Here is a 26,605-nt window from a genome sequence, read left to right as displayed (position 1 = left end):
CCCCCCCCCCCCCCCCCCCCCCCCCCCCCCCCCCCCCCCCCCCCCCCCCCCCCCCCCCCCCCCCCCCCCCCCCCCCCCCCCCCCCCCCCCCCCCCCCCCCCCCCCCCCCCCCCCCCCCCCCCCGCCGCGGAGTGCTGGTGCCGGTGTCAGCCGGCGACGACGACGTGCTCGTTGGGCACGCAGTGCGTCATGACGTGGCCGGAGACGTCACGCGGACCGTTCTTGCCGAGGTTGGCGGCGCGCTGCTGCTCCTCCTCGGAGAGGGTCTGCGTCTGCAGCGGGGGCAGGCCACGGACGTCGTCCGCGGTGATGCCCAGGCCGTCGCCGACGCGCTGGCCCAGCTCGTCCTCGCACATGAAGAAGTGCCAGACCATCCGCTCCTGGATCTCGCGGTTGCACTGCTGCAGCGCACCGACCAGGTTCGCGACCAGGTCGTCCTTCTCCCACTGCTCCGACAGCAGGTAGCGCTCGCCGGCCTGCGCGTAGTCGTCGGTGCGCGGGATCCGCTTGCGGGTGAGCCGGCCGGTGATGACCGGGCCCTGCTCGTCGTGGGTGGGGGACTGCGCCTCGCGCAGGCCGCCGAGGATCGACGGCTCGTAGTTCACGTGCGGGTTGGTGCCCTCGGCCCGGTCGACGCCGTAGGCCATCTGACCGTCGCGCTGGTTGGTGGCCACCCGCGCCTTCGGCTGGTTCACCGGCAGCTGCAGGTAGTTCGGGCCCACCCGGTAGCGCTGGGTGTCGGAGTAGGAGAACGTCCGGCCGACCAGCATCTTGTCGTCGGAGAAGTCCAGGCCGTCGACCAGCACACCGGTGCCGAACGCGATCTGCTCGTTCTCGGTGAAGTTGTCCGACGGCATCCGGTTCAGGGTCATCGTCCCGACCTTGCGGAGCGGGAAGACCTCCTCCGGCCACACCTTGGTGTCGTCGAGCGGGTCGAAGTCCAGCTCCGGGTGCTCGTCGTCGCTCATGATCTGCACGTGCAGCTCCCACGACGGGAAGTCGCCGGCAGCGATCGAGTCGTGCAGGTCCTTCGTGTGGGCCCCGAGGGTCTGGGCCTGGACCGCCGAGGCGTCCGCGGCGGTCCAGGACTTCACACCCTGCTCGGGCAGCCAGTGGTACTTGACCAGGACGCTCTCACCCTGGGCGTTGACCCACTTGTAGGTGTTGACGCCGAAGCCCTGCATGAACCGGTAGCTCGCCGGCGTGCCACGCGGGCTGAACACCAGCGTGATCATGTGCATGGCCTCGGGGGTCTGGCTGAAGAAGTCGAAGGCGCGCTCGGCGACGCTGGCCTCGAAGGTGACCGGGTCGGGCTTCTGCGAGTGGATGAAGTCGGGGAACTTGATGGCGTCGCGGATGAAGAAGACGCCCAGGTTGTTGCCGACGAGGTCCCAGTTGCCGTCCTCGGTGTAGAACTTCACCGCGAAACCGCGGGGGTCGCGCGCGGACTCGGAGGAGTCCCGGCCACCGGCGACGGTCGAGAAGCGCAGCGCGACGTCGGTGCGCTTGCCCTTCTCCTGGAACAGCTTGGCGCGGGTGTACTTCGCGATCGGCTCGTCGCCGACGGTGCCGTCGGCCTCGAAGTAGCCGAAGGCGGTCACGCCGCGGGCGTGCACCACGCGCTCCGGGATCCGCTCCCGGTCGAAGTGACTGATCTTCTCGAGGAACTGGTAGTTCTCCAGCGTCGCCGGGCCACGGGCCCCCACCGTCCGCTGGTTCTGGTTGTCGTAGACCGGGTGGCCCTGACGGTTGGTCAGGATCGGACGGTCCGCCTCGCTCGGCGCCGGGCCCTGCGATGCGACGTCGGTCATGCGTTGACTCCTCCTCGATTGTGGTGCTGAAGGACCTGCGCGGTCGCCTCTGGCGTCCGTGCCCGGCACTCGCGGCACAGACCCCAGAAGACGACCTCCGCCTCGTCCACGACGAAACCCGCCGTGCCCGAGGGCGTCAGGCACGGGGCCGCCCCCACGGTGCAGTCGACGTCCGCGACGGCACCGCACGAGCGGCAGACCAGGTGGTGGTGGTTGTCACCGACCCGCAGCTCGAACAGCGCGGGCGCGCCGGCCGGCTCGATCCGGCGGGCCAGGCCGCCGCTGACGAGCGCCTGGAGCACCCCGTAGACCGCCTGCGGCGACAACGACGGGTGCAACGCGCGGGCGACGGTGACGATGGTGTCGACGTCCGCGTGCGGACGCTCGGCGAGCACCTGCAGCACCGACAGCCGAGGCCGGGTGACGCGCAGCCCCACCGCGCGGAGCTGCTCCTGCCAGGTCGTCTCCACCACGGCCCAGCCAACACGCTTTTCTTGAACCAGTCAAGAGAAGGACCTCCTGCCCCCCGCCGCTCGCACGCTCGCGGCGGGCCCCTGCAGGGGGCCTAGGCGAAGACGATCGTCTTCTCCCCGTCCACGATGACCCGGTCCTCGACGTGCCAGGTGACCGCCTGCGCCAGCACCTGGCGCTCGACGTAGCGGCCGATCCGGCGCATGTCCGCCACGGTCGCGCGGTGGTCCACCCGGGCGACCTCCTGCTCGATGATCGGCCCGGCGTCGAGCTCGGGGGTCACGTAGTGCGCGGTCGCCCCGATCAGCTTCACGCCGCGGTCGTGCGCCGCCCGGTACGGGTTCGCCCCGACGAAGGCCGGCAGGAAGCTGTGGTGGATGTTGATCAGCCGCTCGGGGAACCGGCTGCAGAAGTCCGCCGAGACGATCTGCATGTAGCGGGCGAGGACCACCAGGTCGACGTCCCCGATCAGCTCCAGCGCCCGCGCCTCGGCCTCGGCCTTGGTCTCCGGCGTCACCGGGACGTGGTGGAACGGGACGCCGGCCGCGCAGGCGACCGGCTCGAGGTCGGGGTGGTTGGAGACGACGGCGGCGATCTCGGCGCGCAGGTCGCCGGCGCGCACCCGGTAGAGCAACTCCTGCAGCACGTGGTCGGTCTTGGAGACGAACACCGCCAGCCGCGGCCGGTACGCGGCCTCGGTCAGCCGCCAGGTGAACTGCCACTGCTGCGCGAGCAGCGCCAGGGCGCCCTCGAGCTGCTGGCGGCGAGCGGTCAGGTCGGCGAGGAAGAACTCCAGCCGCAGCGTGAACGTGCCGCCCACCGGGTCGGAGGAGTGCTGCTGCGAGTCGATGATGTTCGCCCCGACGTCGGCCATCAGCCCACTGACGACGGCGACGATCCCCGGCCGGTCGGGGCAGCGGACCACCAGGCGGCCGACGTCGTCCAGCCGGTCGTCACGCGGGCCGGGCGAGGGCAGTTCAGCGGACACGGGAAGCGAGGATGCCAGGCCACGGCCCCGGCGCGCCCCACCCCACCCCTGCCCCGGCGGACCGGTGACCCCTTCAGGTCGAGGGCAGGACGGCGCGCTGCGCCCCGGCGATGTCGAACAGGTCGCCGTACTCCTCCACGCGGGCCAGCACGTCCTCGGTACGGAAGCGCAGCGCGCCGGGATCGGCGCCGTCGAGCACCGCCTCGACCTCGTCCCAGCCGATCGGGGTGGACACCGTCGCGTCGGGCCGGGCGCGCAGCGAGTACGGCGCCACGGTGGTCTTGGCGGGGTTGTTCTGGCTCCAGTCGACGAGCACCTTGCCCGGCCGCAGCACCTTCTCCATCCGCCACACCACGCGGTCCGGCGTCTCGGCCGACAGCTGCTGCGCCAGCGCCTTGGCGTACCGGCTGGGGTGCTCGCGGTCGGTCACCCGGATCGGCGCGTACACCTGCATGCCCTTGGAGCCCGACGTCTTGACCACCGGGTCCAGGCCGTCGTCCACCAGGCGCTCGCGCAGCCGGTCGGCGACCTCGCAGCACTCGAGGATCCCGGCGTCCGGCCCGGGGTCGAGGTCGAGCACGAGCAGGTCCGGCAGCGCCGGCTGCAGCCGGCTGCCCACCTGCCACTGCGGCACGTGCAGCTCCAGCGCGGCCAGGTTGGCCGCCCACGCCAGGTCGGCGACGGTCTCCAGGATGACCATGTCGAGGGTCTCCCGGCCGCGGGAGCTCCCGGGGCTGGGCACGGTCACCTTCCGCACCCAGTCGGGGGCGTGCCGGGCGCTGTTCTTCTCGAAGAACGCCTGCCCCTCGACCCCGTCGGGCCAGCGGGTGAAGGTCACCGGCCGGCCGGACAGGTGCGGCAGCAGCACCGGCGCGATCCGCACGTAGTAGTCGATGACCTGCGCCTTGGTGAAGGAGACCTCGGGGAACAGGACCTTCTCCAGGTTCGAGACGTGCAGCTGCCGCCCGTCGACGCGCACCAGCTGCCGGGTCACCCGACCCCCCGTACCCGGTTCACCACTCCTCGACCACGTCCTCCGGCACGAGGTCGTCGCGCAGGCCGCGCCACGAGGGGTGGCGCATCCGGCCGTCGGCGGTCCACGCGGCGAACGCGACCTCCCCGACCAGCTCCGGCGCCACCCAGTGCGCGTCGCGGGTGACCTCACGCGGCAGCGCGTCGGCGAAGGGTGGCGCGTCGGCCGGCGTGAACAGCGGCTCGAGCTCCTTCAGGGCCGCCGCCGTGAAGCCGGTGCCGACGTGCCCGGCGTAGACCAGCCGGCCGGCGTCGTCGTGCACCCCCACCAGCAGCGAGCCCACGCCCCCGGCCCGCCGGCCCTGCCCCGGCCGCCAGCCGCCGACCACGACCGCCTGCGTCCGGACGTTCTTCACCTTGCGCCACTCCGGCCCGCGCACCCCCGGGCGGTACGGCGAGTCCAGCCGCTTGGCGACGACGCCCTCCAGCCCGTTGTCCCGGCTCGCGGCCAGCACCGCGGCCCCGCCGCCGCGGAACCAGGGCGTGGGCACCCACCGCTCCCCCGCGACGCCGAGCGCCTCCAGCCGCTCCCGGCGCTGCGCGTACGGCAGCGCCAGCAGGCTCTGCCCGTCCCACGCCAGCAGGTCGAACACCAGGTAGCTGACCGGGGCCGCCGCAGCCATGCGACGCACCTCCGGGCCGGTGCGGTGCATCCGCCCCTGCAGCGCGCCGAAGTCCGGCCGGCCGCGCGTGTCGAGGGCGACCACTTCGCCGTCGACGACGGCGTCGTGCCCGCCCAACGCCGTCGGCAGCCGCTTCAGTTCGGGATAACGGACGGTGATGTCGGTGCCGCTGCGCGCCCAGAGGGCCAACTCCCCGACCTCGACGACGGCCACCGCCCGCACACCGTCCCACTTGAACTCGTAACCCCACGCGCCGTCCTGCGCCGGCGGCGGCAGCTCCCCCGGCGTCGCGAGCATCGGCACCAGGGGCGGGCCCTCGGCCGGCGCGTCGACCGCGCGGATGGCCCAACCGCTGTCGGACCGCCGGAAGAGGACGTGCCGGCCGTGCAGCCGCCGACCCGCGAGCGAGACGACCACGCGGTCGTCGCTCCACTGCTCCGTGGCGTAGCGGCCGGCGTCCCAGGTGGGGCCTACGGCTGCGGCGCACGGCGCGGGGACGGCGGGCCGCGCGGGCCCCCGAGCGCTCGGCGGCCCCTCCGGCAGTGTCCAGCACCACGGGACGCCGTCCCGCTCCAGCCGCAGCACGACGCCGGACGGGTGCTCGGCGACGGCGAACGGCTCCCCGGCCGGGGGCGTCCGCCGGGTGCTCGCCCGGGACGGCACCTCAGGCGGTGCGGCGGGCCCGCTTGGCTGGCGCCTCGTCGGCGGTCGCCTTCTTCGCGGCCGTCGCCTTCTTCGCGGCCGCCGTCTTCTTCGCGGCGGCGGTCGCCTTCTTCGCCGGGGTGGTGCGCTTCGCCGTCGTCCGGCGGGCCGGGGCGGCGTCCTCGCCGTCGGCCGGGGGTGCCGACTTCCTCGCGGCGGTGGCCTTCTTGGCCGGCGCCCGCCGGACGGGGGCCTCCTCGGCCGGGGCGCCGCCGCGGGCGGCCTCCACGCTGCGGCGCAGCGCGCTCATCAGGTCGACGACGGCCGCGCCGGAGTCGGCGGTCTCGGGCAGCGGCTGCACCTCGCCGCCGCTCTGCTTGGCCTCCAGCAGCTCGGTCATCGCCTCGCGGTAGTCGTCGGTGAACTCGGTCGGGTCGAACGCACCGGTCATCGACCCGATCAGGGCCTCGGCCATCTGCAGCTCCTGCGGCCGGACGGCGACGTCCTCGTCGAGGAACGCGAAGTCCGGACGACGGATCTCGTCGGGCCAGCGCATGGTGTGCAGCACCATCACGCCGTCCTTCACGCGCAGCGCCGCCAGCGACTCCCGCGACCGGATGGCGATCTTGGTGATGGCGACCCGGCCGGCGTTCTCCAGGGCGTCGCGCAGCAGCACGTACGGGCGGGTCGCCGAGGGGTCGGGCTCCAGGTAGTAGGTCTTCTCGTACTGGATCGGGTCGATCTCGTCCTGGTCGACGAACTGCAGGACCTCGATCTCCCGCCGGGAGGCCAGCGGCAGCTCCTCGAAGTCCTCGTCGGTGAGCACCACGAGCTGGCCGTCGGGCAGCTCGTAGCCCTTGGCGATCTCGGAGTACTCGACCTCGGCGCCGTCGATCGAGCACACCCGCCGGTACTTGATGCGCCCGCCGTCGACGGCGTGCACCTGGTTGAACCGGATGTCGTGGTCCTCGGTGGCCGTGTACAGCTTCACGCCGATGCTGACCAGGCCGAAGGACACCGCCCCGCGCCAGATCGACCGCATGCCCGTGCTCCTGTCGAGATACCCGTCCGTGGACCGCGGGCGGGGAAGGCCGGAGCGGTCAAGATCACCAGGATAGGACCGCTGCCGCCCCTCCGGCAGGTCGAGCGGCGCCGCCTCCTCCGGACGGAGGAGTCACTGCACGCCGGTCTCCTCCTCGCCGGCAGGCGCCAGCGCGCCGTTCTGGATCGAGTCGTAGACGAACTGCAGGATGTCGGACCCGGCGACCAGCGTCATGGTCAGCGCGGCCAGGCGGGTGGCCCTGGGCGCGGTCACGTAGCCGAAGACCAGTCCGGTCGCCACCCACTGCGCCAGGCAGAACGGGCAGGTGAGCAACTCCCCGACCGCGTGCTTGACCCCGCCGTGCTCCCGGACCTCCTCGGCGACCTCCGCGTGGCCCGAGGGGCCCTGGAAGGTCGTGAACGGCGCCCGGAGCGGGCTGGTCACCGGGTCCTTGGCGATCCGCCGGGCCAGCCGGAAGGTGGCCACCGCCAGCAGCGCCGCGTCGCCCGGCGGGATCCGCTCGGGCAGCTCCCGGCCCGAGGCGCGGACGGCGGCCGCGCCGGCCGACACCAGGCCGAGGTACACGCCCATGGCGCCCAGGTCACCGGCCAGCGGGCGCGGCTCCCCCTGCGTGTACTCGCGCTTCTGGTGGCGGGCCCAGCGGCGGACGGGAGCCCCGATCCGCTGCACCTCGTCTGTGATGGCCATGGCAGGCGCGCTACCCACTCCCGGGGGCGCCATGCGGAACCGGCCCGGCGGGTGTCCGCGAGCCGGGTCACGCATGGGGCGGGGTCCGACGGGTAGGGCGCGATCACGACGCCGGTCCCCCGACCGGTCCCCCGTCCACGGGACGGGCGAGCGTGCGCGCGGCGGACGCACCCAGAACGGAGGCACACCCATGACCGAGCCGGACCCGAACGACCGCGGAGCGATCCACTCCGCCCTCAACGACACCGAGTTCCCCGACGACGAGCGGGGCCTCACCGGGACGAGCGACGACGTCCGCGGTGCGACGGGCGCCACCGGCCCCGAGGGCCAGACCGCCCGGGACGTCTTCCCCGAGGACGACGGTGTCCCGGACGTCTCCCAGGACGACTTCCCGACGATGCAGCGGTCCGAGGACCCGCAGTTCGCCCCGGAGCCGGGCGACCGGGAGGGCCACCAGACCGTCGACTTCGGCACCACGGCCCTGGAGCAGTCCGAGGGCAAGCCGCTGTCCGGGCGGCTGGAGGAGGAGATCGCCGACGACGTCCCGGACGTGCGCCCCGCCGAGGACCCGGGCCGTGGCATCGGCCAGCTCGAGCAGGACTACGACACCACCCCGGACACCGACTCCGGTACCAACCGCACCGCCGACGACGTCGAGGCCAGCCTCGACCCGGTGGTCGGCGGCGAGGGTCCGGAGGAGTCGGCCATCCACGTCGTGGACTGAACGAGGACCCTCTGCCCCCCGCGGCTCGCACGCTCGCGGCGGGACCCTGCAGGGGCCGGCCGGGCCCTTCCCCGTGTCCGGCCAGGGGCCCCTCCGGGCCCCCGTGGCCGGGCCACTCCGGCGAGGTGCCGTGCCCGGCTCGTGCAGGGCGAGCTCACCGACTCCCACGGGCCACCGACACGGGACACGGTGGCCCTTCACCCTGGAGGGGCACCGTGTCACGAGTTCGTGGCGGTGGTCCGGGGCGGGTTGGCGCGTTCGGACTCGGATGTCTACGTTGTTGTTGCGGTTGAGCAGGCAGCCGCGGCCGTGCCGGCGATCCGCCCGGCGTGGACACGAACGACGACGTGAGTGTCCGGGGGCCACGACATCCGGGGGGCCGCGCAGCGGTAGATTGACCGGGCGGTCGTGCCGTCGGGTACTGCCGTTGAGAGGAGCTCAGCCCGTGACCACATCCGACCTGCCTGCCGAGGGGCAGCCCGACGTGTCGACCGAGGGCACGGAGGCACCCTTCGACGACGTGATCACGCTCTCGACCTCCACCGGTGAGGACGGCGCGGTCACGGTGACGGTCGTCGGCGAAGTGGACACGTTCACCGCCCCGGTGCTCCGGTCGTCGCTCGACACCCAGCTCGAGCAGCAGCCCAAGGCCCTGGTCATCGACCTGTCGGGCGTCCAGTTCCTCGGGTCCGCCGGCCTGGCCGTCCTCGTGGAGACCCAGAAGTCGGCCCGCTCGCGCGACGTCGACCTCCGCCTGGTCGCCACCACCCGGGCGGTCACCCGCCCGCTCGAGGTCACCGGCCTGATCGACCTGTTCACCATCGTCGACGGCAGCACCCGCTGACCTCCTGAGCCGGAGCGGGCCGCGTGCCCGCACCCGCGTCCCACGACGAGAGGCCCCGCTGCGGCGGGGCCTCTCGTCGTCTGCGGCGGGGTCCTCCCTCAGGCGCTGAGCAGCCGGCAGACCGCCTGCTCCAGGGTGCGCTGCACCTCGCGGTCGCCCTCGGCGTCCGCCGCCTCCGTCAGCGCGTCGGCGATGGTCTCCCCGTTCTCGTAGCGGTCCACCACGCGCGGGTCGACGTAGCTGGCCTTGCAGACCGCCGGGGTGTTGCCGAGCTGCTCGGAGACCTCCTTGTAGGCGGCGTTGACCGTCCGCTTGCGCGCGGTCTTGGTCTTCGGTGGCGGAGCCGCAGCCAGCGTCGCGGCCATCTGCACCGTGGCGTTCCACGTGCGGAAGTCCTTGGCGGTGATCTCCGCGCCGCTGATCTCCTTGAGGTAGGCGTTCACCTCGGTGCTGGTCACGTCGTGCCAGACCCGGCCTCCGCCCGCCGGGTCCGCCACCCAGTAGCCGAGCAGCTCCTCGCCGTCCTCGGGTCGCTTGAGCAGTTCCCGGACGACGTCCGCGGTCGGCTTGTCGGTGAGCTCCAGCTCCCGCTCGATGCCCCCCTTGGCGGTGTAGGAGAAGAACACCCGCTCGCCGCGCACCCGGACGTGGTCCCGGCGCAGCGTGGCCAGCCCGTAGGTGCCGTTGTCCTCGGCGTACTGCTCGCTGCCGACCCGGAAGGCACCCAGGTCCAGCAGCCGGACGGCGGCGGCCAGCACCCGCTCGCGGTTCAGCCCCTCCCCGTGGATGGCGTCGACGACGGCGTCCCGCACGTCGGGCAGCTGGTGGGCGATCTCCAGCACCCGCTCGTGCTTCTCGGCGTCCCGCCGCGCGCGCCACTGGTCGTGGTAGCGGTACTGCCGGCGACCGGCGGCGTCCACACCGGTGGCCTGGATGTGGCCGTTGGGCCAGGGGCAGATCCAGACGTCCCGCCAGGCCGGCGGGATGGCCAGCGACCGCAGCCGGTCGAGGCGCTCGTCCTTGATCAGGGCCCCGTTCTCGTCGTGGTAGGCGAAGCCGCGGCCGGCGCGCCGGCGCCGCCATCCCGGGCCGTTCACGTCGCTGCGGCGGAGTCTCACGCCCACAGGATGGGCACCGCCGGCGTTCCGCAAACGCGGCGGGACGGCGCTTCGCCCGTCAGCGCAGCTCGACCAGCCCGCCGAGGCCGCTGATCTCGAGGACGTGCCGGGTGACCCCACCCTCGGGGGCGTGCACGACCAGCCGCCAGCCCTCCTCGCCGGCGATCCGGGCCATGGCCAGGACCACGCGCACCGCCGCGCTGCTGAACAGGGTGACCGCGGTGAGGTCCAGCTCGACCCGGCCGGTGCCGCCGTGGCTGGCCTCCAGCAACCGGATGCGCAGCTGCTCCGCGCCGACCATGTCGACCGCGCCGGCGGCCCGCACGACCGGGCGTTCGGCGCTCCGGTCGACGACGACCTCGGCCGCGCTCGTGCCGCCGGGACGGTCCTCGTCCTCCTCCGGGCCGCGACGCAGCCGCATGCTCAGCGTGACGGTGGTGCCGTCCTCCCCCTGCAGCACCACCCCGTCGACCAGCTGCCGCATGATCAGCAGGCCCCGGCCGCGGTCGCCGGGGTCGCGGCCCGGCGGCCGCCACCGGCCCTGGTCGCGCACGGTGACGGTCAGCAGCCCGTCGACGTCGACCGCCGCGGTCACCCGCATCCGGCCCGGCTCGATGTCGCGGTAGGCGTGCTCGGCCGCGTTGGCGGCGGCCTCCCCCACCGCGACCATCACCCCGATCCGGTCCTGCTCGCCCATGCCCAGCCCGGTCAGCCACGCCCCCAGCTGCCGGCGGACCGCCGGCAGCGCCGCCGGGACGGCCGGCAGGTCCAGCTCCAGCGGCTCGGTCGTCTCGGCCCGGCGGTGCGCGACGAGGACGGCGATGTCGTCGGGCCGCTCCTCGGTGTCCAGGAGCGCCTCGACGATCACGGCGGCGAGCTCACCCGGTCCGGCGTCGGCGAGCGCGTCCGGGGCGGCCAGCGCGGTGCGGGACACCTCGGCCAGCCGGTCGAGGCCCGCCGCCGACGTCGCCCCGGTGACGGCGCCGTCCGAGAACAGCACGACGGTGCCGCCCTGCGGGACCAGCGCGGTGGCCGCGACGGTCGGCGCGCCGGGCAGGCTGCCCAGGGGCGGGCGGGGGTCCAGCGGGAGGAACTCCGCGCGGCCGTCGGCCCCGACGAGCAGCGGAGCGGGGTGCCCGGCCGCGGCGTAGGTCAGCCGCCCGGTGGCCGCCTCGAGCACCCCGTAGAACACCGAGGCCCCCTCGACGTCGTCCATCTGCCCCGCGAAGGCGTCCAGAGCGGCGACGACGGCGGCCGGCGAGGGGTCCCGCTGCGCCACCGAGCGCATGGCCCCGCGGAGCCTGCTCATCGCCCCGGCGGCGGGCACCCCGTGGCCCACGGCGTCACCGACGACCAGCGCCAGCCGGCCCCGGCCGAGCGGGACCGCGTCGTACCAGTCGCCGCCGGCGGCGGACACCGAGCTGGCGCGGTGGTAGCTGCCGGACAGCCGCACGTCCGGGAGCAGGGGCAGCGCCGGCGGCAGCAGCGAGTGCTGCACCTGGTCGACGACGTCGCCCTCTGCCACGGACCCGCCTTCGGACCGGTCGGCCTCGACGACGACGAGGACGCCGGGCCGCCCGTGCACGTCCAGCGGCTGCAGCACGACGGTTCCGGTCCGGCCGTCGGGGTCCGGGTCGCCGTGCACCGTCTCGACGCGGCCGGTCCGGGCGACCGTGTCGGCCAGCTCGGCGACGCGGCGGCCGGCGGCCGAGGCGAGGTCGTGCGGAGCCGTTCCGAGGGCGCGGGCACGGGCGTTGGCCCACACCGGCTCCAGCGCGGGACCCGCCAGGCACCAGATGGCCGCGGAGGCGGTCTCCAGCGCTGCGACGAGCGCGGCACCGCCGGCGTCGTCGACCCGTGCGGGCCCGGACGGCGGGCTCTGCTGGCTGGCGTTCATCTGGGGCCAGCGAACCGCAGCCCCCGGTGGCGTGCAACCGCGCCGACCCGCGGGGTGACCTGGGGTTTGACCGGAGGGGGTGGTGGGGTATCCCACCTCTTCAGGTGCACCGCCCGACGGTGCGGGGCGAGACGCTCCGGCCGGTCGGGCAGGATGGAAGCGAACCGCGTCGACCGGGGCCTCCACGGCCACCGGTGCGCGGTCGCGACGCGAGGATGAGGAGCGGACGACGGATGGTGGACTCGAGGGGTGCCCTCACGCAGGACGGGCGGCGCGCCGAGCGACTGGAACTGCGGGTGCCCACCACCCCCACCCAGCTGCCCGCCGTGCGGGCCATGGCCGGTGACCTGGCCATGCGGATGGACTACGACCTCGACGCGGTGGAGGACCTCCGGCTCGCCGTCGACGAGGCCTGCGCCACGCTCTCGTCGATCGTCTCCGGCGACCGCCGGCTGACCGTGGTCTTCGAGACCACCCGGCAGGGGCTGCACATCGACGCCTGGGTGCCCACGGCCGAGGGCACCGACGTCCCCCGCGACGGCTTCGGCTGGGCGGTGCTGCACACGCTGGTCGACAAGGTCGAGGCCGGTCCGGCGACCCAGGCCACCGTCCCGGCCGGCGACGGCAGCACCTCGCCGGTCGCCGTCATCTCCATGGACAAGCTGCTCGGGAACTCGGGCCGGAACGTCTCGGTCGCGCGGTGACCGGGGCGGCAGCCCCGGAACCCCAGACCGTCGAGGAGGACACCCTGCGCGACGACGAGGTCCCGACCGGCCGGAAGGGCACGGCGGGAGAGGTCGCGTCCGAGGAACAGCCCGTCGTGGTGCCCGACCCGCGCAGCGAGGTCGTCCCCGGGCCGGATGCCGTCGACCCGGTCGAGCGCGACACCGCGGACGACGACGCCGACGAGGTGGACGCGGAGTCCGCGGAGGACTCGGAGGACGATCCGGACGGCGAGGACGAGACCGCGTCGTCCGACACCGGCTCGCCCAGCACCCCGCCGATGTCGGAGAACCGGAAGCGGGCGGAGCGCACCGCGCCGCTGTTCGCCGAGCTGGCCACGCTGGAGAAGGACGACCCGCGCCGGGAGCGGCTGCGGGAGATCCTGGTCGAGGAGCACCTGCCGCTGGTCCGGCACTTCGCCCGCCGGTTCAGCAACCGCGGTGAGCCCTTCGACGACCTGCTGCAGGTCGGCACCCTCGGGCTCATCGCCGCGATCGACCGGTTCGACCCCAGCCGCGGCGTGGAGTTCCTCTCCTTCGCCGTCCCGACGATCACCGGTGAGATCAAGCGGCACTTCCGCGACCAGGGCTGGTCGGTGCGCGTCCCGCGGCGACTGCAGGAGCTGCACCTGTCGCTGAACGCGGCGGTCGGTGAGCTCGCGCAGAAGAACGGCCGCGCGCCGACGCCGTCGGAGCTGGCCGAGCACCTGGGCATCCTGCGGGCGGAGGTGCTCGAGGGGCTCGCCGTGGCCAACGCCTACCGCAGCAGCTCGCTGGACGAGCGGCTCTCCGGCGAGGACGACTCCCCCACCCTCGCCGCCACCCTCGGCGAGGAGGACGCCGCGCTCGAGGGCGTGGAGTACCGCGAGTCGCTGCAGCCGCTGCTGGCCACCATCCCGGCCCGGGAGCGGCGGATCCTCATCCTGCGGTTCTTCGGCAACATGACCCAGTCGCAGATCGCCGCCGACATCGGCATCTCGCAGATGCACGTCTCCCGGCTGCTCAGCCAGACCCTGGCCAAGCTCCGCGAGGGCCTGCTCAAGGACTGAGTCACGGCGGCGACGATCACGGCGCGGTGGCCACCCGGGGTCGGCCCGTCGTGGTCACCGCGCCGTGATCGTGCGGCGCGTCACCCCCGCGGCGGCGGTTGCGGGGTCTCGCCGGCGGCCTCGTGCTCGGCGGCGCGGGCCAGGGACGTCGTGTCCGGGATCGCCGGTGCCGGCACGGCCGGCGCGGCGTCGGCGATGCTGGACAGCTCGATCTTCGCCTCGGGCTGGTCGGCGGCCCGGGGCAGCGCCGACTCGAACCAGCCGGAGGTGTCCAGCTGCGCGGCCGGCCGGCTCCCGCCGTCCCGGGACGGGTCGACGTCCATCCAGGACCGCCCGTCGCCGTCCGCACCGCCCAGCTTGGCCAGGCCCTCGAGGGCCTTGCTGAACTCGCTCGGGACGATCCACATCTTGTTCGCGTCGCCCTGCGCGATCTGCGGCAGCGTCTGCAGGTACTGGTAGGCCAGCAGCCCCTGGTCGGGCTTGCCGTCGTGGATGGCCTGGAAGACCGTCTCGATCGACTTGGCCTGGCCCTGCGCCTGCAGGAACAGCGCCGCGCGTTCACCCTCGGCCCGCAGGATCCGGCTCTGCCGCTCGGCCTCCGCCTCCAGGATCGCCGCCTGCTTCTTGCCCTCCGCGGAGAGGATCGCCGAGGCCTTCTGCCCCTCGGCCGTGGTGATCGCCGACTGCCGGGCACCCTCCGCCTGCAGGATGATCGCCCGCTTGTCGCGGTCGGCGCGCATCTGCTTCTCCATCGAGTCGCGGATGGACGGCGGCGGGTCGATCGCCTTGATCTCCACGCGGGCCACGCGGAGCCCCCACGGGCCGGTGGTGCCGTCGAGCACCTCGCGCAGCTGGCTGTTGATGCCGTCGCGGCCGGTCAGCGCGCCCTCGAGGTTCAGCCCGCCGACCACGTTGCGCAGCGTCGTGGTGGTCAGCTGCTCCATGCCGGTGATGTAGTTCGCGATCCCGTAGACGGCCAGCCGCGGGTCGGTCACCTGGAAGTACACGACGGTGTCGATGCCGACCTGCAGGTTGTCCGAGGTGATCACCGGCTGCGGCGGGAAGGAGACCACCTGCTCGCGCAGGTCGATCGTGGCCCGCACGCGGTCGATGAAGGGGACCAGCAGCGACAGGCCGGGTGAGAGCGTGCGGCTGTAGCGGCCCAGCCGCTCGACGACCTTGGCCTGCGCCTGCGGCACGATCGTCACGCTCTTGGCGACGACGACCACCACCAGCAGCGCGATGACGATGAGGGCGATCAGTGCGGGCGTCACGGGAACGCTCCTTCCTCGACGGTGCGCCCCCGATCCTGCCCCGGTTAGATCACTTTCCGGCCACGGCGCGACGCGGCATCACCCCGGGAGGGCAGTCACTCCAGCTCGAGGGCGTCACCGACGACGGCGGTGGCGCCGTCCACCTGCAGGATCCGCACGGTCGCGCCCACGGGGAACCGGTCGCCGCCGTACTGGGTGCGGGCGGTCCACTCGTCGGCGCCGAGGCGGATGCGGCCGCCGTGCCCGTCGACGGCGCGGGTGACCTTGGCGGTGCGACCGACCAGCGCGGCCACGCCGTCCAGCTGCTCGGGGGTGCGCTCGGTCAGGTGGCGCTTGGCCAGCGGGCGTACCAGCGCCAGGAGCAGCGCCGCGACGACGACGAACGCGACCAGCTGCAGCACGACCGGGCCGCCGAGCAGCGCGACCCCGACACCGCCGAGCGCGCCACCGGCCAGCATCAGCAGGAAGAGGTCGCCACTGGCCAGCTCACCGGCGGCGAACAGGCCCGAGGCGATGAGCCAGAGCACCCAGGCGTCCACGGCGGCATCCTCGCAGACGGCGGCGGGTGTGCGGGCCCACTCGGCGGCCCCCGTCACCCAGCCGGGCAGGCGGCATAACCTCGCCGGGTGCACGACTTCCCCGCGGGCCGGTTCGCGGCCTGGGCGACCGCCTGGCTCACCGGCCGCGCCTCCTACGACGACGCCCTCGACGCCCTGGTGGGCACGACCGCGCACCGGGTGGCCGGCCTGCCCGGCACCGACGGGGCGGTCCCCCTCGGCTGGGCGCTGAGCGCGCTGCGCGGCGCCGGCGAGACCCGCGTCCGGCTGGTGTTGCCGGTGCCCGGCGACGTCCGCGGGCTGCCCCGCGTCCCGGGCCTCCCCGACCTGGCGGTGGAGACCGGGCAGGCCGCCGTCGGCGAGCGGCTCGCGCTGGTGCCCGAGCCGCTGGGTCCCGAGGCGGTGCAGTGGACGGCGTTCGACCTGACCGGCGCCCCGCCGCTGCCGCCACCGGTCGAGGGGTCGCTGCGGGCGGTCTCCGGCGCACTCGACCTCGCCGTCGGGGACGCGGCGCGCACGCTCGCCGAGCTGGACCTCGCGCGGTGGCACCCGGAGGTGCCGGCGCTGCTGGCCGGGCTGGCGAAGGCCGCGCACGTACCCGGGATGCCGCCAGGCACCGACCCGGTGGCGATGTCGCTGATGGCGCGCGCCCAGCGGCTGGCCCGGGTGCTCGACCTCGCGCTCACCGACGCCCCCGGCGGCGCGGTCACCCACCGCCAGGCCGCCGCCCGCGACGACGCCCTGCGCCCGCTCGGCGACGCCGTCCGCGAGGCGATCGCCGCCGCCTACAACGCCGTCCCGCGGGAGCGCACCGCTTGACCCTCGAGCCGCTCGAGGCCGGACGATGGCCGGCGTGACAGCTCGGGACCCGCGGCCCACGCCCCCACCCACCCCCGACCGGTGAGCGCCGCCGACGGGACCACGGCGGAGATCGTCGCTGCCGTGGACCTCGGCCGCGGCGGTGCGCGTGCCGAGGCGCGCCGGCGGCTGACCGACCTGTGGGAGCGGGTGGGGCCGGACGGCGACCCGCTGCACCGGGTGACCCTCGCCCACTTCCTCGCCGACCTGCAGGACGACGTCCGCTCGGAGCTGCGCTGGGACGAGCGAGCCCTGGCGGCGGCAGGCGACCTCACCGACGAGCGCGCACGGCGGTACGACGCGGCACTCCGGGTGCGCGGCATGCTGCCGTCGCTGCACCTCAGCCTCGCCGACTGCCTCCGCCGGCTCGGCGACGCGCCCGGCGCGCGGCAGCACCTGGCACAGGCGGAGGCGTCGATCGACGAGCTCGCGGACGACGGCTACGGGCGCCTCATCCGCAGCGGCCTGGAGCACGTCCGGGCAGCGCTCGAGGCGGGATCCACCGAGCCGCTGCCCTCCGCACCCTGATCGGACGCGCCGGTCCCTCGGCGGTCTCCCGTCAGCGGGCGACGGGACGGCGCGGCGCCGTGAAGCAACAGGCCGCGGGACAGTTGGTGCCCAGCCGCGGCGGCGTGCCGGCCCGGCGCTCCTCGACCAGCTCGCGCACCATCGACACGAACGCCGGGTGGGTGCCCGCGGTCGCCGCGCGGGCGAAGGCCAGGCCGAGCTCCCCGGCGGTCCCCCTCGCCTCGTTGTCCAGGTCCCAGACGACCTCGACGTGGTCGCTGACGAAGCCGATCGGGAAGACGACGACGGCCTTCTCCCCCGCGCCGGCCAGCGCCCGCAGGTGGTCGTTGACGTCGGGCTCGAGCCACGGCACGGACGGCGGGCCGCTGCGCGACTGCCACACCAGGTCGAACCCGCGGCCGGGCGCGACCGCGTCGACCACGAGCCGCGCCGAGCGCAGCAGCTCGGCCTGGTAGGCCCCGCCGTCCGGCCCGGCCACCGCGGCCATGGTGTCGGGGATGCTGTGCGCCGTCGCCACCAGCCGCGCGGTGTCCCGGACGTCCTCCGGCAGCGCCTCGAGCGCGGCGGCGAGGGCCTCGGCGTTGGCCTGGACGAACCCGGGGTGGTCGCCGTAGTGCGGCAGCTTCTCCGCGGTCGGCCCGCCCCCGGGGGCGGCGCCGGTGAACACCGACCGGGCTCGCGCGACGTCCTCGTGGTACTGCCGGCAACCCGACCACGAGGCGAAGCCCGACGTCGGGAAGACGTAGACGTGCTCGATGCCGTCCTCGGCCATCTGCCGCCAGACGTGCTCGACGTAGGGCGCCCAGTTGCGGTTGCCCCAGTAGACCGGCAGGTCCAGGCCGGCGGCGGCGAGCTCGTCGCGGACCGCCGCGGTCAGCGCCCGGTTCTGCTCGTTGATCGGGCTGACGCCGCCGAAGTGCATGTAGTGCTCGGCCACGTCGAGCAGCCGCTCCCGCGGGATGCCGCGGCCGCGGGTGACGTTCTCGAGGAACGGCATGACGTCGTCGGGACCCTCCGGGCCACCGAAGCCCAGCACCAGCAGCGCCTCCCGGCGGCCGGGGGGCGCGGCGGCCGCGGACGGCGGCGTCCCGCCGTTGTTGCGGACGGCCAGCGAGGGGTCCTCGTCGGGACGCTGGCCGGCGGGGGTGATGTCGACGTCGGTGGCGAGGGGCACGTCCCCTCTTCTACCCCACGACCCCGGCGGATGCGGCCGGCCGCCGGGGGATGCAGGTCACACCCCCACGGCGTGGAAGCCCCCGTCGACGTGGACGATCTCGCCGGTGGTGGCCGGGAACCAGTCCGACAGCAGGGCGACGACGGCCTTGCCGGCCGGCTCGGTGTCGGTGACCGACCAGCCCAGCGGGGCGCGGGTCTCCCACGCCTCCTCGAACTGCTTGCTGCCCGGGATGGACTTCATCGCCATGCTCCGCAACGGGCCGGCGGCGACCAGGTTGACCCGGACGCCCTCGGGCCCGAGCTCGCGGGCGAGGTAGCGGGAGGTGGACTCCAGCGCCGCCTTGGCCGCGCCCATCCAGCCGTAGACCGGCCAGGCGACGGTCGCGTCGAAGGTCAGCCCGACGACGGAGGCCTGCGCGCCGAACAGCGGCCGGCAGGCCTGGGTGAGCGAGGCCATCGACCAGGTCGACACCTGGAACGCCGTCGCCGCGTGCTCCCAGGCGACCTCGGGGAAGCCCTCCCCCATCGCCTCCTGCGGCGCGAAGCCGATGGAGTGGACGACGCCGTCGAGGGTGTCGCCGACGTGCTCGCGCAGCCGGTCGGCCAGCGTCGCCAGGTGCTCGGTGTCGGTCACGTCGAGCTCGACGACCGGGGCCTCCTGCGGCAGCCGCTTGGCGATCCGCTGGCACAGCGACAGCGCCCGGCCGAAGTTGGACAGGACGACGGTGGCGCCCTGCTCCTGCGCGATCCGCGCGGTGGCGTAGGCGATCGAGGCCTCGGTGAGGACGCCGGTGACCAGGATCTTCTTGCCCTCGAGGATGCCGCTCATCAGTGCCCCATTCCCAGTCCGCCGTCGACCGGGACGACCGCCCCGGTGATGTAGCCGGCCGCGTCGCTCGCCAGGAAGCGCACCACGCCGGCGATCTCCTCCGCCGAGGCGTACCGCCCCAGGGGCACCTGCCCGAGGATCTCCTGCTGCCGCTTCTCGGGCAGCTGCGCCGTCATGTCGGTCTCGACGAAGCCGGGGGCCACCACGTTGGCGGTGATGCCCCGGCTGCCGAGCTCGCGGGCGATCGAGCGTGCGAGCCCCACGAGCCCCGCCTTGGACGCCGCGTAGTTCGTCTGCCCGGCCGAGCCCAGCAGGCCGACGACCGAGGAGACGAAGACCATCCGGCCGGACCGCGCGCGGACCATCTTGGCCGCGGCGCGCTTGGACACCCGGTAGGCGGCGGTGAGGTTGGCGTCGAGGACGTCGGTGAAGTCCTCCTCCTTCATCCGCATGAGCAGGCCGTCGCGGGTGATGCCGGCGTTGCTCACCAGCACCTCGACCGGGCCCTGCCGCTCCTCGACCTCGGTGAACGCCCGGTCGACGGCGTCGGCGTCGGTGACGTCGCACTGCACGCCGAACAGCCCCTCGGGGACGCCGCTGCCACGGTGGGTCACCGCCACCGCGTCGCCCTGCTCGGCGAACGCGCGGGCGATCGCCAGCCCGATCCCCCGGTTCCCACCGGTCACGAGCACCGATCTCGCCACGTGCCACACCCCCTGCGCCGGTCGCTGACGTCCGGGTGCCGAACCTAGTCGGTGGGTGCAGGTCACACCCGGTGACGGGGTCCGGCGCGTGACGTGCGGGGGCCGGGGCTGGTGGAGTAGCGGGACACGGCTCGGGTAGAGCGCGACGGACGAGGGCGGCACGTGATGGGGAGCCGGCCCGGCGGAGGACTGGATCCCACAGATGAGCAGCAACAGCACACGCAGGTTCACCAACACGGCGGTCCTGGCCGTCCAGACGGAGGACGCCACCCGGGTGGTCGCCTCGGACGACTTCGACGACGCGCTGGAGGGGACCTACCAGCGGGTGGGGCTGCGGCGCGGCCTGCTCGAGCGCCTCGCCGGCATCCGGGAGCGCCGCTGGTGGGCCGACGGTGTCACCTTCGTCGACGGCGCCGCCATGGCCGGCGCCAAGGCGATCAGCGAGAGCGGCGTCGACCCGGCGTCCATCGGGCTGATGGTCAACACCTCGGTGAGCCGCCGGTACCTCGAGCCGTCGACGGCGGTCGCGGTGCACCACGCGCTCGGCCTGCCCCGGTCGTGCCAGAACTTCGACGTGACGAACGCCTGCCTCGGCTTCGTCAACGGCATGGAGCTGGCGGCCGCGATGATCGACTCGGGCATGGTCGACCACGCCCTGGTCGTCAACGGCGAGGACTCCCGGCCGGTGCAGGAGCGCACCGTCGAGCGGCTCAACCGCCCGGACACCGGGTCCAAGGACGTGCTGGCGCAGTTCGCGACCCTGACCCTGGGCTCGGGTGCCGTCGCGATGGTCCTCGGGCGCGCCGACCGGCACCCGGAGGGGCACCGCCTGGTCGGGTCCGCGAGCCGGGCCGGCAGCGAGCACCACGAGCTCTGCACCGGCGACAACGACGAGATGCGCACCGACCTCAAGGGCCTGCTCGACGCCGGGCTCGCCCTGTCCGAGGACCTCTGGGCCGACGCCGCGGGCGAGTTCGACTGGGCGGGGGGCATGAGCCGCTACGTGGTGCACCAGGTCTCCAAGGTGCACACCAAGGCCATGTGCGACCGGTTCTCCATCGACCCGGCGCTGGTGCCGACGACGTTCCCCACCCGGGGCAACCTCGGCCCGGCCTCGGTCCCCTTCACGCTGGCGGGCGAGCAGGACGCGCTGGTCGGCGGCGACCGGGTGCTGCTCATGGGGATCGGTTCGGGCCTCAACGCCTCCTGCCTCGAGATCGCCTGGTGACGGCGGACGACGCGGCGCGGGTCCCGCCGGCGCTGCCCGGCCTGGACCCCGCGTGGTCCCGCACGCTCACCGTCGCCGACCCCACCGGCGCCAAGCACGGCTGGCACGTCCTCGACAACGGCGTCCCGGACCCGGTCGGCACCCTGCTGTGCGTCCACGGCAACCCCACCTGGTCCTACCTGTGGCGCCGGCTGCTCGCCGGCGCCCCGCCCGGCTGGCGGGTGGTCGCCCCCGACCAGCTGGGCATGGGCTGGTCCGACCGGCTGCCCGACCCGCGGTCGCTGCGGCAGCGGGTGGCCGACCTCGGCGACCTCACCGCGGCGCTCGGCGTCACCGGCCCGGTCGTCACGGTCGGGCACGACTGGGGCGGGGTCATCTCCCTGGGCTGGGCACTCGAGCACCGCGACCAGCTGCGCGGCGTCGTCCTGGCCAACACCGCCGTCGCCATGCCCGAGGGCGACCTCGGGCCGGCCCTCATCCGGCTGGCGCACGCGCCGGGCGTGCGCGCGGCGGTCACCGTCGGCACCCCGGTGTTCGTCCGGGCGGCGACGGCGCTGTCCCGGCCGGCGCTGCCCGCCGACGTCCGGAACGCCTTCGCGGCGCCCTACGGTTCGCCGGCGCGGCGGCGGGCGGTCGGGGACTTCGTCGCCGACATCCCGTTCTCCCCCGGGCACCCGTCCCGGCCGGTGCAGGAGGCGATCGCCGAGGGGATCCGCACCCTCGACGTCCCGGCGCTGCTGCTGTGGGGCCCGCGCGACCCGGTGTTCGGCGAGCGCTACCTGACCGACCTGCGCAGCCGGCTGCCCCAGGCCGGACTGCACCGCTACGAGGGCGCCTCCCACCTGCTCCCCGAGGACGCGCCGCAGTACGCCCAGGCGGTGGCGCAGTGGGTGGCCGACCTCGACGCCGGGGACCGCCCCCCCGCGCGGCCGGGAACGGCCGGACGCCGGCTGTGGTCGGCCCTGGACGAGCGGGCGGACGACGACTCCCCCGCGGTCGTCGAGGTCGGCGGCGCGACGGTCGGCTGGTCGCAGCTGTCCCGGCGGGTGGCGCACCTGGCGGCGGGGCTCGCGGCGGCCGGCGTCCGCCCGGGGCACCGCGTCGCCCTGCTGGTGGAGCCGTCGGCCGACCTCACCGCCACCGTCTACGCCGTGTGGCGCGCCGGCGGCGTCGTCGTGGTCGCGGACAAGGGCCTCGGGCTGGCCGGGATGCGCCGGGCGCTGCGCAGCGCCGCGGTCCACCACGTCGTCGGCAGCCGGGCGGGCCTGGCCGCCGCGCGGCTGATGGGACTGCCCGGCTCCCGGATCGCCGCGGGGCCGGCAGGACGCGCGCGGCGCGGCCCGGGCGCCACGCACGCGCTCGCCGACCTGGAGGCGCTCGGCCGGTCGGCACCGGCGCCCGCCGAGCCGCCGCTGGACGCCGACTGCGCCGTGCTGTTCACCTCAGGGGCCACCGGACCGGCCAAGGGCGTCGTCTACACGCACCGCCAGGCCGCCGCCCAGCTGGAGCTGGTGCGGTCCGCCTACGGCCTCACCGCCGAGGACCGGTTCGTGGCGGCGTTCGCGCCCTTCGCGATCCTGGGGCCGGCGCTGGGCATCGGGTCGGCGGTGCCGGACGTCGACGTGACCGCGCCCGGGTCGCTGACCGCGGCGGCGCTGGCCGACGCCGCGGCGGCCGTCGACGCGACCGTGGTCTTCGCCTCCCCGGCGGCGCTGCGGCGGGTGCTCGCCACGGCGGCGGACCTCTCCGCCCGGCAGCGCACGGCCCTGGCCCGCATCCGGCTGCTCATGTCCGCCGGCGCGCCCGTCCCCGTGTCCCTGCTGCGGTCGCTGCGGGCGGTCCTCCCCGCCGCCGACGCGCACACCCCGTACGGCATGACCGAGGTCCTGCCGGTCACCGACGTCTCCCTGGCCGGCATCGAGGCCGCCGGCGCCGGTGAGGGCGTGTGCGTGGGCCGCCCGCTGCCCGGCGTCGACGTGCGGGTCAGCCCGCTGTCCCCCGACGGGCGGGCCGACGGCGGGCTCACCGACCGCCCCGGCGTCCCCGGTGAGGTATGCGTCCGGGCCGCGCACGTCAAGGACCGCTACGACGCGCTGTGGGCGCTGGAGCGGGCGACGTCCCGGGACCCGGGCTGGCACCGCACCGGCGACGTCGGCCACCTGGACGCCGAGGGGCGGCTGTGGATCGAGGGGCGGCTGCAGCACGTGGTCACGACCGCGTCCGCACCGGTGACGCCGGTCGGGGTCGAGCAGCGGGTGGAGGCCCTCCCCGGGGTGTCGGCCGCCGCGGCCGTCGGCGTCGGGCCGGCCGGGACGCAGGTCGTCGTCGTGGTGGTCGTGCCGGCCGGGGGCCGGCCCGGTCGCCGGAGGGCGCGGCTGGGCCTGGCCGACCCGGGCACGGCCGACGCCGTGCGTGCGGTCGCCGGGGTCGACGTCGCCGCGGTGCTGACCACCCCGAGGCTGCCGGTGGACGTCCGCCACCAGTCGAAGGTCGACCGGAGCGAGGTCGCCCGCCGCGCCGCGCGGGTGCTGGCCGGCGCCCGGGTTCCCCGCCGACGGTGAGGGTGCTGGTCACCGGGGCGAGCGGGATGCTCGGCCGGGCCACGGCCACCGGGCTGGTCGAGCGCGGCGACGAGGTGACCGTGCTGCAGCGCCGTCCGTCCGGGCTGCCGTGCCGGGAGGTGCTGGGGGACGTCGCCGACCCGGCCGTCGTCGAGCGGGCCGTCCGGGGCCAGGACGCCGTGCTGCACCTGGCCGCGAAGGTCGACGTCACCGGCCGGTGGGCCGAGTACGCGCACGCCAACGTCCGGGGCACCCGCACCGTCCGCGACGCCTGCCGGGCCGCGGGCGTCGGTCGGCTGGTGCACGTCTCGTCCCCGTCGGTGGCGCACGCCGGGACGGCGCTCGTCGGGGCGGGCGCCGGACCCGCCGATCCGCTGCGCGCCCGCGGGCACTACGCCCGCTCCAAGGCCGTGGCCGAGCTCGAGGCGCTGGCCGCGGACTCCCCGGCGCCGGCCGTGCTGGCGGTCCGGCCGCACCTCGTGTGGGGGCCGGGCGACACCCAGCTCGTGGGCCGCATCGTGGCGCGGGCGCGGGCCGGGCGGCTGCCGGTGATCGGGTCGGGCGCGGCCCTCATCGACACCACCTACGTCGACAACGCCGCAGCGGCCCTGATCGCCGCCGTGGACGCGTGCGGGCCGGTGCACGGCGAGGCGCTCGTCGTCTCGAACGGGGAACCGCGGCCGGTCGCCGAGGTCCTCGGCCGGCTGTGCCGGGCGGCCGGGGTCGCCGGGCCGCGCGGCCGGGTGCCGTTCGGTGCGGCCTACGCGGCCGGTGCCGTCGCCGAGGGGATCTGGGCGGGGACGCGCCGGCGGTCGGTGCCCCCGCTCACCCGCTTCCTGGCCGAACAGCTGGCGACCGCCCACTGGTTCGACCAGCGCCGGACGCGGGCCGCGCTGGGCTGGCGGCCGCTCGTGGGCCTGGACGAGGGGTTCGCCCGCCTGCGCGCCTGGTACCTCGGGGGCGGCACCCGCGCGGCCACCTCCTGACCGACGAGTTCGCGGTGTGGTCGGAGTCCAGACCCCCATGAGCACCCAGCCGGCCCTGTCCCGTGCCGAGATCGACGCGGCGGTCTCCGCCGAACGGCACCGCGTCGCCGACCTGCTCGCCGACCTCACCGCCGAGGAGTGGACGACGCCGTCGCTGTGCACGGTCTGGACGGTGCGCGACCTCGTCGCCCACCTCACGGTCACGACGAGGCTGACGGTGCCCCGTGTGCTGCGCGCAGCGGTGCGGGCCCGGGGCAGCTTCGACCGGATGGCGGTCGACCTGGCGGCGCGGCGGGCCGCGGCGTACGACCCCGAGGAGCTGGTCGCGCAGCTGCGCGAGAGCGCGGGTTCCACGCCGCGGTTCCCCGGCAGCACACCGATGGACCCGCTCATGGACCTGGTCGTCCACGGTCAGGACATCGCGCGGCCCCTGCGCCGGCGCCACGTGTCGCCTCCCGACGTGGTGGCGGACTGCCTGGCCTACGTCGCGACGAACCGGTTCATGGGCGGGCCGCGGCGGCTGGCCGGGGTGCGGCTGGTCTCGACCGGCACCGGGTGGGCCCTCGGCGACGGCGCCGAGCTGCGCGGTCCCGATGTCGACCTGCTGCTGGTGGCGGCGGGACGACGCGCCGGCCTGGACGCGGTGGAGGGGCCCGGCGTCGCGGTCGTGCGTGCGCGCCTGGGCTGAACGCCGCTGCCCCGGCGGGGGGTCGGCCTCCGGCGCCCTGCCACGATCCCCGCATGCGGCAGCGCGCGCTGGTCCGCCGCCCCGGCCCCCGGCTGGCCGACGGGTTGGTCACCCACATCGACCGGACGCCCGTCGACGGCGGGCTGGTGCTGCGCCAGTGGCAGGGCTACGTCGACGCGCTGCGGGCCGACGCCGGCCCGAGACCGCCGGGACCGTGGAGACGCTGGCGGCCCTCGGCTACCGGATCGCCCGGATCGAGGCGCCCGGGACGCTCGACGGCGGCGACGTCCTCCGGCACGGAGGCACCGTCTGGGTCGGGCTCGGCGGGCGCACGAACGAGGACGGCATGGCGCAGCTCGCCGCCCTGCTCACACCCTTGGGCGCGCAGGTGGTGGGCGTCCCGGTCACCCGGGTCCTGCACCTCAGGTCCGGCGTCACCGCGCTCCCGGAAGGCACGGTGATCGGCCACGAGCCGCTAGTCGACGACCCCGCCGTCTGGCCCGCGTTCCTCGCCGTCCCCGAGGCGGAGGGGCGCCTGCGCGGCTGACCGCCGCGCGTCGGGCCGGTGCGGAGCGGTCGCCCGGGGGCCGACCCCTCGGTCAGCGTCGGGTGCCGACGGCGAGCAGGAACTGCATCTCGAACCGCGCCCGGTCCGGTGTGCCGCGGTTCCACTCGTCGCAGAAGCGGTCCAGCGCCTGGTCGAACTCCGCCTCGCGGCCCTCCCGGACGGCGTTGGCCCGGGCGGCGATCGTCGGCCCGTAGTAGGCCTTGAAGTGTTCTCCGTAGTCGCGCGGGTGGGTGAAGGCCGTGACCTCCAGGACGTCGCGGGTGAGCGTCCGCCACTCCACGCGGTCCCCGAACAGCCCCCGCAGGTGGTCCTCGCCGCCCCACAGCGGCGGCGGCTGCGCACCCGGCGGAGGCGGCGGCGCGAACGGCTTCATCGTGGCGAACAGCTGACCGAGCATGCCGTCCGGCGTCCAGCACAGCAGCCCGATGGTGCCGCCGGGCCGGCACACGCGCACGACCTGGTCGGCTGCGTCCTGGTGGTGCGGGGCGAACATGACCCCGATCGCGGACATGACGACGTCGAAGGACCCGTCCTCGAAGGGCAGGTGCTCCGCGTCGGCCTCCGTCCACTCCAGCTCCAGGCCCCGGGCCTCGGCGCGCCGCCTGCCCTCGTCCAGCAGCTCGGGTGTCAGGTCGCTCGCGGTCACGCGCGCACCCCGCTCCGCGGCCGGCAGCGAGGCGTTGCCGGTGCCCGCCGCGATGTCGAGGACCCGCTGTCCGGGGCGGATGTCGCAGGCCTCCACCAGCCGTGGACCGAGCGGCAGCAGGAAGGTCTCCACCATCCGGGGGTAGTCCCCGGAGGCCCACATCGTGCGGTGCCGTGCCTTCAGTTCGGTGTCGGTGACCGTGACGGACATGCCAGTCCCCTCTCGTCGGACTCAGCCGGACCCCTGAGCAGGGTCGACCTCCCGACCGCTCCCGACCAGGGACGAACTGCTCCGTCGACGGCCCCGACCGGTGGCCCAGGGGTCAGGACCT

At 75.2% G+C, this 26,605-nt stretch carries 26 protein-coding genes; 11 read left to right on the top strand and 15 right to left on the bottom strand.

Annotated features, from left to right (window positions below):
- Positions 1–146 precede the first annotated feature (146 nt).
- From ACI78Z_RS07100 to ACI78Z_RS07070, 7 genes are all read right to left on the bottom strand, one after another.
- On the bottom strand, positions 147–1,811 hold the full coding sequence (locus ACI78Z_RS07100) for a catalase (RefSeq protein WP_457035829.1): 1,665 nt from the start codon (positions 1,809–1,811) through the stop codon (positions 147–149).
- The gene (locus tag ACI78Z_RS07095; protein ID WP_457035828.1) at positions 1,808–2,281 is read right to left on the bottom strand and encodes a Fur family transcriptional regulator; all 474 of its coding nucleotides are present in this window, start codon (positions 2,279–2,281) and stop codon (positions 1,808–1,810) included. The genes ACI78Z_RS07100 and ACI78Z_RS07095 overlap by 4 nt, the downstream gene beginning before the upstream one ends.
- Before the next feature lie 95 nt (positions 2,282–2,376).
- A complete protein-coding gene (gene purU / locus ACI78Z_RS07090) occupies positions 2,377–3,270 on the bottom strand; it encodes a formyltetrahydrofolate deformylase (protein ID WP_457035827.1) in 894 nt (297 codons plus the stop codon).
- Between the two features lie 73 nt (positions 3,271–3,343).
- Positions 3,344–4,264, bottom strand: coding sequence for a non-homologous end-joining DNA ligase (ligD, locus tag ACI78Z_RS07085; RefSeq protein WP_457035826.1), 921 nt, complete (start codon positions 4,262–4,264; stop codon positions 3,344–3,346).
- A 19-nt stretch (positions 4,265–4,283) separates the two neighbouring features.
- A complete protein-coding gene (ligD, locus tag ACI78Z_RS07080; RefSeq protein WP_457035825.1) occupies positions 4,284–5,588 on the bottom strand; it encodes a non-homologous end-joining DNA ligase in 1,305 nt (434 codons plus the stop codon).
- A gap of 1 nt (position 5,589) precedes the next feature.
- On the bottom strand, positions 5,590–6,609 hold the full coding sequence (gene ku / locus ACI78Z_RS07075; RefSeq protein WP_457035824.1) for a non-homologous end joining protein Ku: 1,020 nt from the start codon (positions 6,607–6,609) through the stop codon (positions 5,590–5,592).
- A 132-nt stretch (positions 6,610–6,741) separates the two neighbouring features.
- Positions 6,742–7,317: a DUF1360 domain-containing protein gene (locus tag ACI78Z_RS07070; protein WP_457035823.1), complete on the bottom strand. Its 576-nt coding sequence runs from the start codon at positions 7,315–7,317 to the stop codon at positions 6,742–6,744.
- A gap of 190 nt (positions 7,318–7,507) precedes the next feature.
- Here ACI78Z_RS07070 and ACI78Z_RS07065 point away from each other — a divergent pair, with 190 nt between their 5' ends.
- On the top strand, positions 7,508–8,041 hold the full coding sequence (locus ACI78Z_RS07065; RefSeq protein ID WP_457035822.1) for a hypothetical protein: 534 nt from the start codon (positions 7,508–7,510) through the stop codon (positions 8,039–8,041).
- A gap of 445 nt (positions 8,042–8,486) precedes the next feature.
- Positions 8,487–8,885 (top strand): STAS domain-containing protein, encoded by a 399-nt coding sequence (locus tag ACI78Z_RS07060; protein WP_457035821.1) that lies wholly within the window; start codon positions 8,487–8,489, stop codon positions 8,883–8,885.
- A gap of 98 nt (positions 8,886–8,983) precedes the next feature.
- Here ACI78Z_RS07060 and ACI78Z_RS07055 read toward each other — a convergent pair whose 3' ends face one another.
- Together ACI78Z_RS07055 and ACI78Z_RS07050 are read right to left on the bottom strand one after the other, a co-directional pair.
- Complete coding sequence (locus ACI78Z_RS07055) at positions 8,984–10,003, bottom strand: DNA topoisomerase IB (protein ID WP_457035820.1); 1,020 nt, start codon at positions 10,001–10,003, stop codon at positions 8,984–8,986.
- 58 nt (positions 10,004–10,061) lie between these two features.
- The gene (locus ACI78Z_RS07050; RefSeq protein ID WP_457035819.1) at positions 10,062–11,900 is read right to left on the bottom strand and encodes a SpoIIE family protein phosphatase; all 1,839 of its coding nucleotides are present in this window, start codon (positions 11,898–11,900) and stop codon (positions 10,062–10,064) included.
- A 233-nt stretch (positions 11,901–12,133) separates the two neighbouring features.
- On the opposite strand from ACI78Z_RS07050, the gene ACI78Z_RS07045 reads away from it, so the two are divergent.
- Both ACI78Z_RS07045 and ACI78Z_RS07040 read left to right on the top strand, forming a co-directional pair.
- A complete protein-coding gene (locus tag ACI78Z_RS07045; RefSeq protein WP_457035818.1) occupies positions 12,134–12,604 on the top strand; it encodes an ATP-binding protein in 471 nt (156 codons plus the stop codon).
- Positions 12,601–13,671 carry an RNA polymerase sigma factor SigF gene (locus ACI78Z_RS07040; RefSeq protein WP_457035817.1) on the top strand — a complete coding sequence of 357 codons (1,071 nt, stop codon included), beginning with the start codon at positions 12,601–12,603 and terminating at the stop codon, positions 13,669–13,671. Before ACI78Z_RS07045 ends, ACI78Z_RS07040 begins: the two co-directional genes overlap by 4 nt.
- An 80-nt stretch (positions 13,672–13,751) precedes the next feature.
- Here ACI78Z_RS07040 and ACI78Z_RS07035 read toward each other — a convergent pair whose 3' ends face one another.
- A complete protein-coding gene (locus ACI78Z_RS07035; protein WP_457035816.1) occupies positions 13,752–14,945 on the bottom strand; it encodes an SPFH domain-containing protein in 1,194 nt (397 codons plus the stop codon).
- Between the two features lie 95 nt (positions 14,946–15,040).
- Positions 15,041–15,484 (bottom strand): NfeD family protein, encoded by a 444-nt coding sequence (locus ACI78Z_RS07030; protein ID WP_457035815.1) that lies wholly within the window; start codon positions 15,482–15,484, stop codon positions 15,041–15,043.
- Positions 15,485–15,571: 87 nt separating this feature from the next.
- Here ACI78Z_RS07030 and ACI78Z_RS07025 point away from each other — a divergent pair, with 87 nt between their 5' ends.
- Both ACI78Z_RS07025 and ACI78Z_RS07020 read left to right on the top strand, forming a co-directional pair.
- Positions 15,572–16,321, top strand: coding sequence for a hypothetical protein (locus ACI78Z_RS07025; RefSeq protein ID WP_457035814.1), 750 nt, complete (start codon positions 15,572–15,574; stop codon positions 16,319–16,321).
- A gap of 81 nt (positions 16,322–16,402) precedes the next feature.
- Positions 16,403–16,888: a hypothetical protein gene (locus tag ACI78Z_RS07020; RefSeq protein WP_457035813.1), complete on the top strand. Its 486-nt coding sequence runs from the start codon at positions 16,403–16,405 to the stop codon at positions 16,886–16,888.
- A 31-nt stretch (positions 16,889–16,919) separates the two neighbouring features.
- Here ACI78Z_RS07020 and ACI78Z_RS07015 read toward each other — a convergent pair whose 3' ends face one another.
- From ACI78Z_RS07015 to fabG, 3 genes are read right to left on the bottom strand one after another with little or no spacing between them, the layout of a single operon-like run.
- Positions 16,920–18,062, bottom strand: coding sequence for a ferrochelatase (locus ACI78Z_RS07015; RefSeq protein WP_457035812.1), 1,143 nt, complete (start codon positions 18,060–18,062; stop codon positions 16,920–16,922).
- Positions 18,063–18,119: 57 nt separating this feature from the next.
- The gene (gene fabI, locus ACI78Z_RS07010; protein ID WP_457035811.1) at positions 18,120–18,893 is read right to left on the bottom strand and encodes an enoyl-ACP reductase FabI; all 774 of its coding nucleotides are present in this window, start codon (positions 18,891–18,893) and stop codon (positions 18,120–18,122) included.
- A complete protein-coding gene (fabG, locus tag ACI78Z_RS07005) occupies positions 18,893–19,597 on the bottom strand; it encodes a 3-oxoacyl-[acyl-carrier-protein] reductase (RefSeq protein WP_457035810.1) in 705 nt (234 codons plus the stop codon). The genes fabI and fabG overlap by 1 nt, the downstream gene beginning before the upstream one ends.
- Positions 19,598–19,799: 202 nt before the next feature.
- Between fabG and ACI78Z_RS07000 the strand changes: the two genes are divergently transcribed.
- The 5 genes from ACI78Z_RS07000 (at position 19,800) to ACI78Z_RS06980 (ending at position 25,607) form a co-directional block, all read left to right on the top strand.
- Positions 19,800–20,825 carry a 3-oxoacyl-ACP synthase III gene (locus ACI78Z_RS07000; RefSeq protein WP_457035809.1) on the top strand — a complete coding sequence of 342 codons (1,026 nt, stop codon included), beginning with the start codon at positions 19,800–19,802 and terminating at the stop codon, positions 20,823–20,825.
- A complete protein-coding gene (locus ACI78Z_RS06995; RefSeq protein WP_457035808.1) occupies positions 20,822–23,386 on the top strand; it encodes an alpha/beta fold hydrolase in 2,565 nt (854 codons plus the stop codon). Before ACI78Z_RS07000 ends, ACI78Z_RS06995 begins: the two co-directional genes overlap by 4 nt.
- On the top strand, positions 23,383–24,372 hold the full coding sequence (locus ACI78Z_RS06990; protein ID WP_457035807.1) for an NAD-dependent epimerase/dehydratase family protein: 990 nt from the start codon (positions 23,383–23,385) through the stop codon (positions 24,370–24,372). The genes ACI78Z_RS06995 and ACI78Z_RS06990 overlap by 4 nt, the downstream gene beginning before the upstream one ends.
- A 37-nt stretch (positions 24,373–24,409) precedes the next feature.
- The gene (locus tag ACI78Z_RS06985; protein ID WP_457035806.1) at positions 24,410–25,060 is read left to right on the top strand and encodes a maleylpyruvate isomerase family mycothiol-dependent enzyme; all 651 of its coding nucleotides are present in this window, start codon (positions 24,410–24,412) and stop codon (positions 25,058–25,060) included.
- Positions 25,061–25,274: 214 nt separating this feature from the next.
- Entirely contained in the window at positions 25,275–25,607 is a 333-nt protein-coding gene (locus tag ACI78Z_RS06980; RefSeq protein WP_457035805.1) for a hypothetical protein, read from the top strand.
- Between the two features lie 52 nt (positions 25,608–25,659).
- Here the strand turns inward: ACI78Z_RS06980 and ACI78Z_RS06975 are convergent, their stop codons facing one another.
- Positions 25,660–26,484: a class I SAM-dependent methyltransferase gene (locus ACI78Z_RS06975; protein WP_457035804.1), complete on the bottom strand. Its 825-nt coding sequence runs from the start codon at positions 26,482–26,484 to the stop codon at positions 25,660–25,662.
- Positions 26,485–26,605: the final 121 nt, after the last annotated feature.

Source organism: Geodermatophilus sp. SYSU D01176 (assembly GCF_054050015.1).
This window is presented reverse-complemented; position numbering and strand designations above follow the sequence as displayed.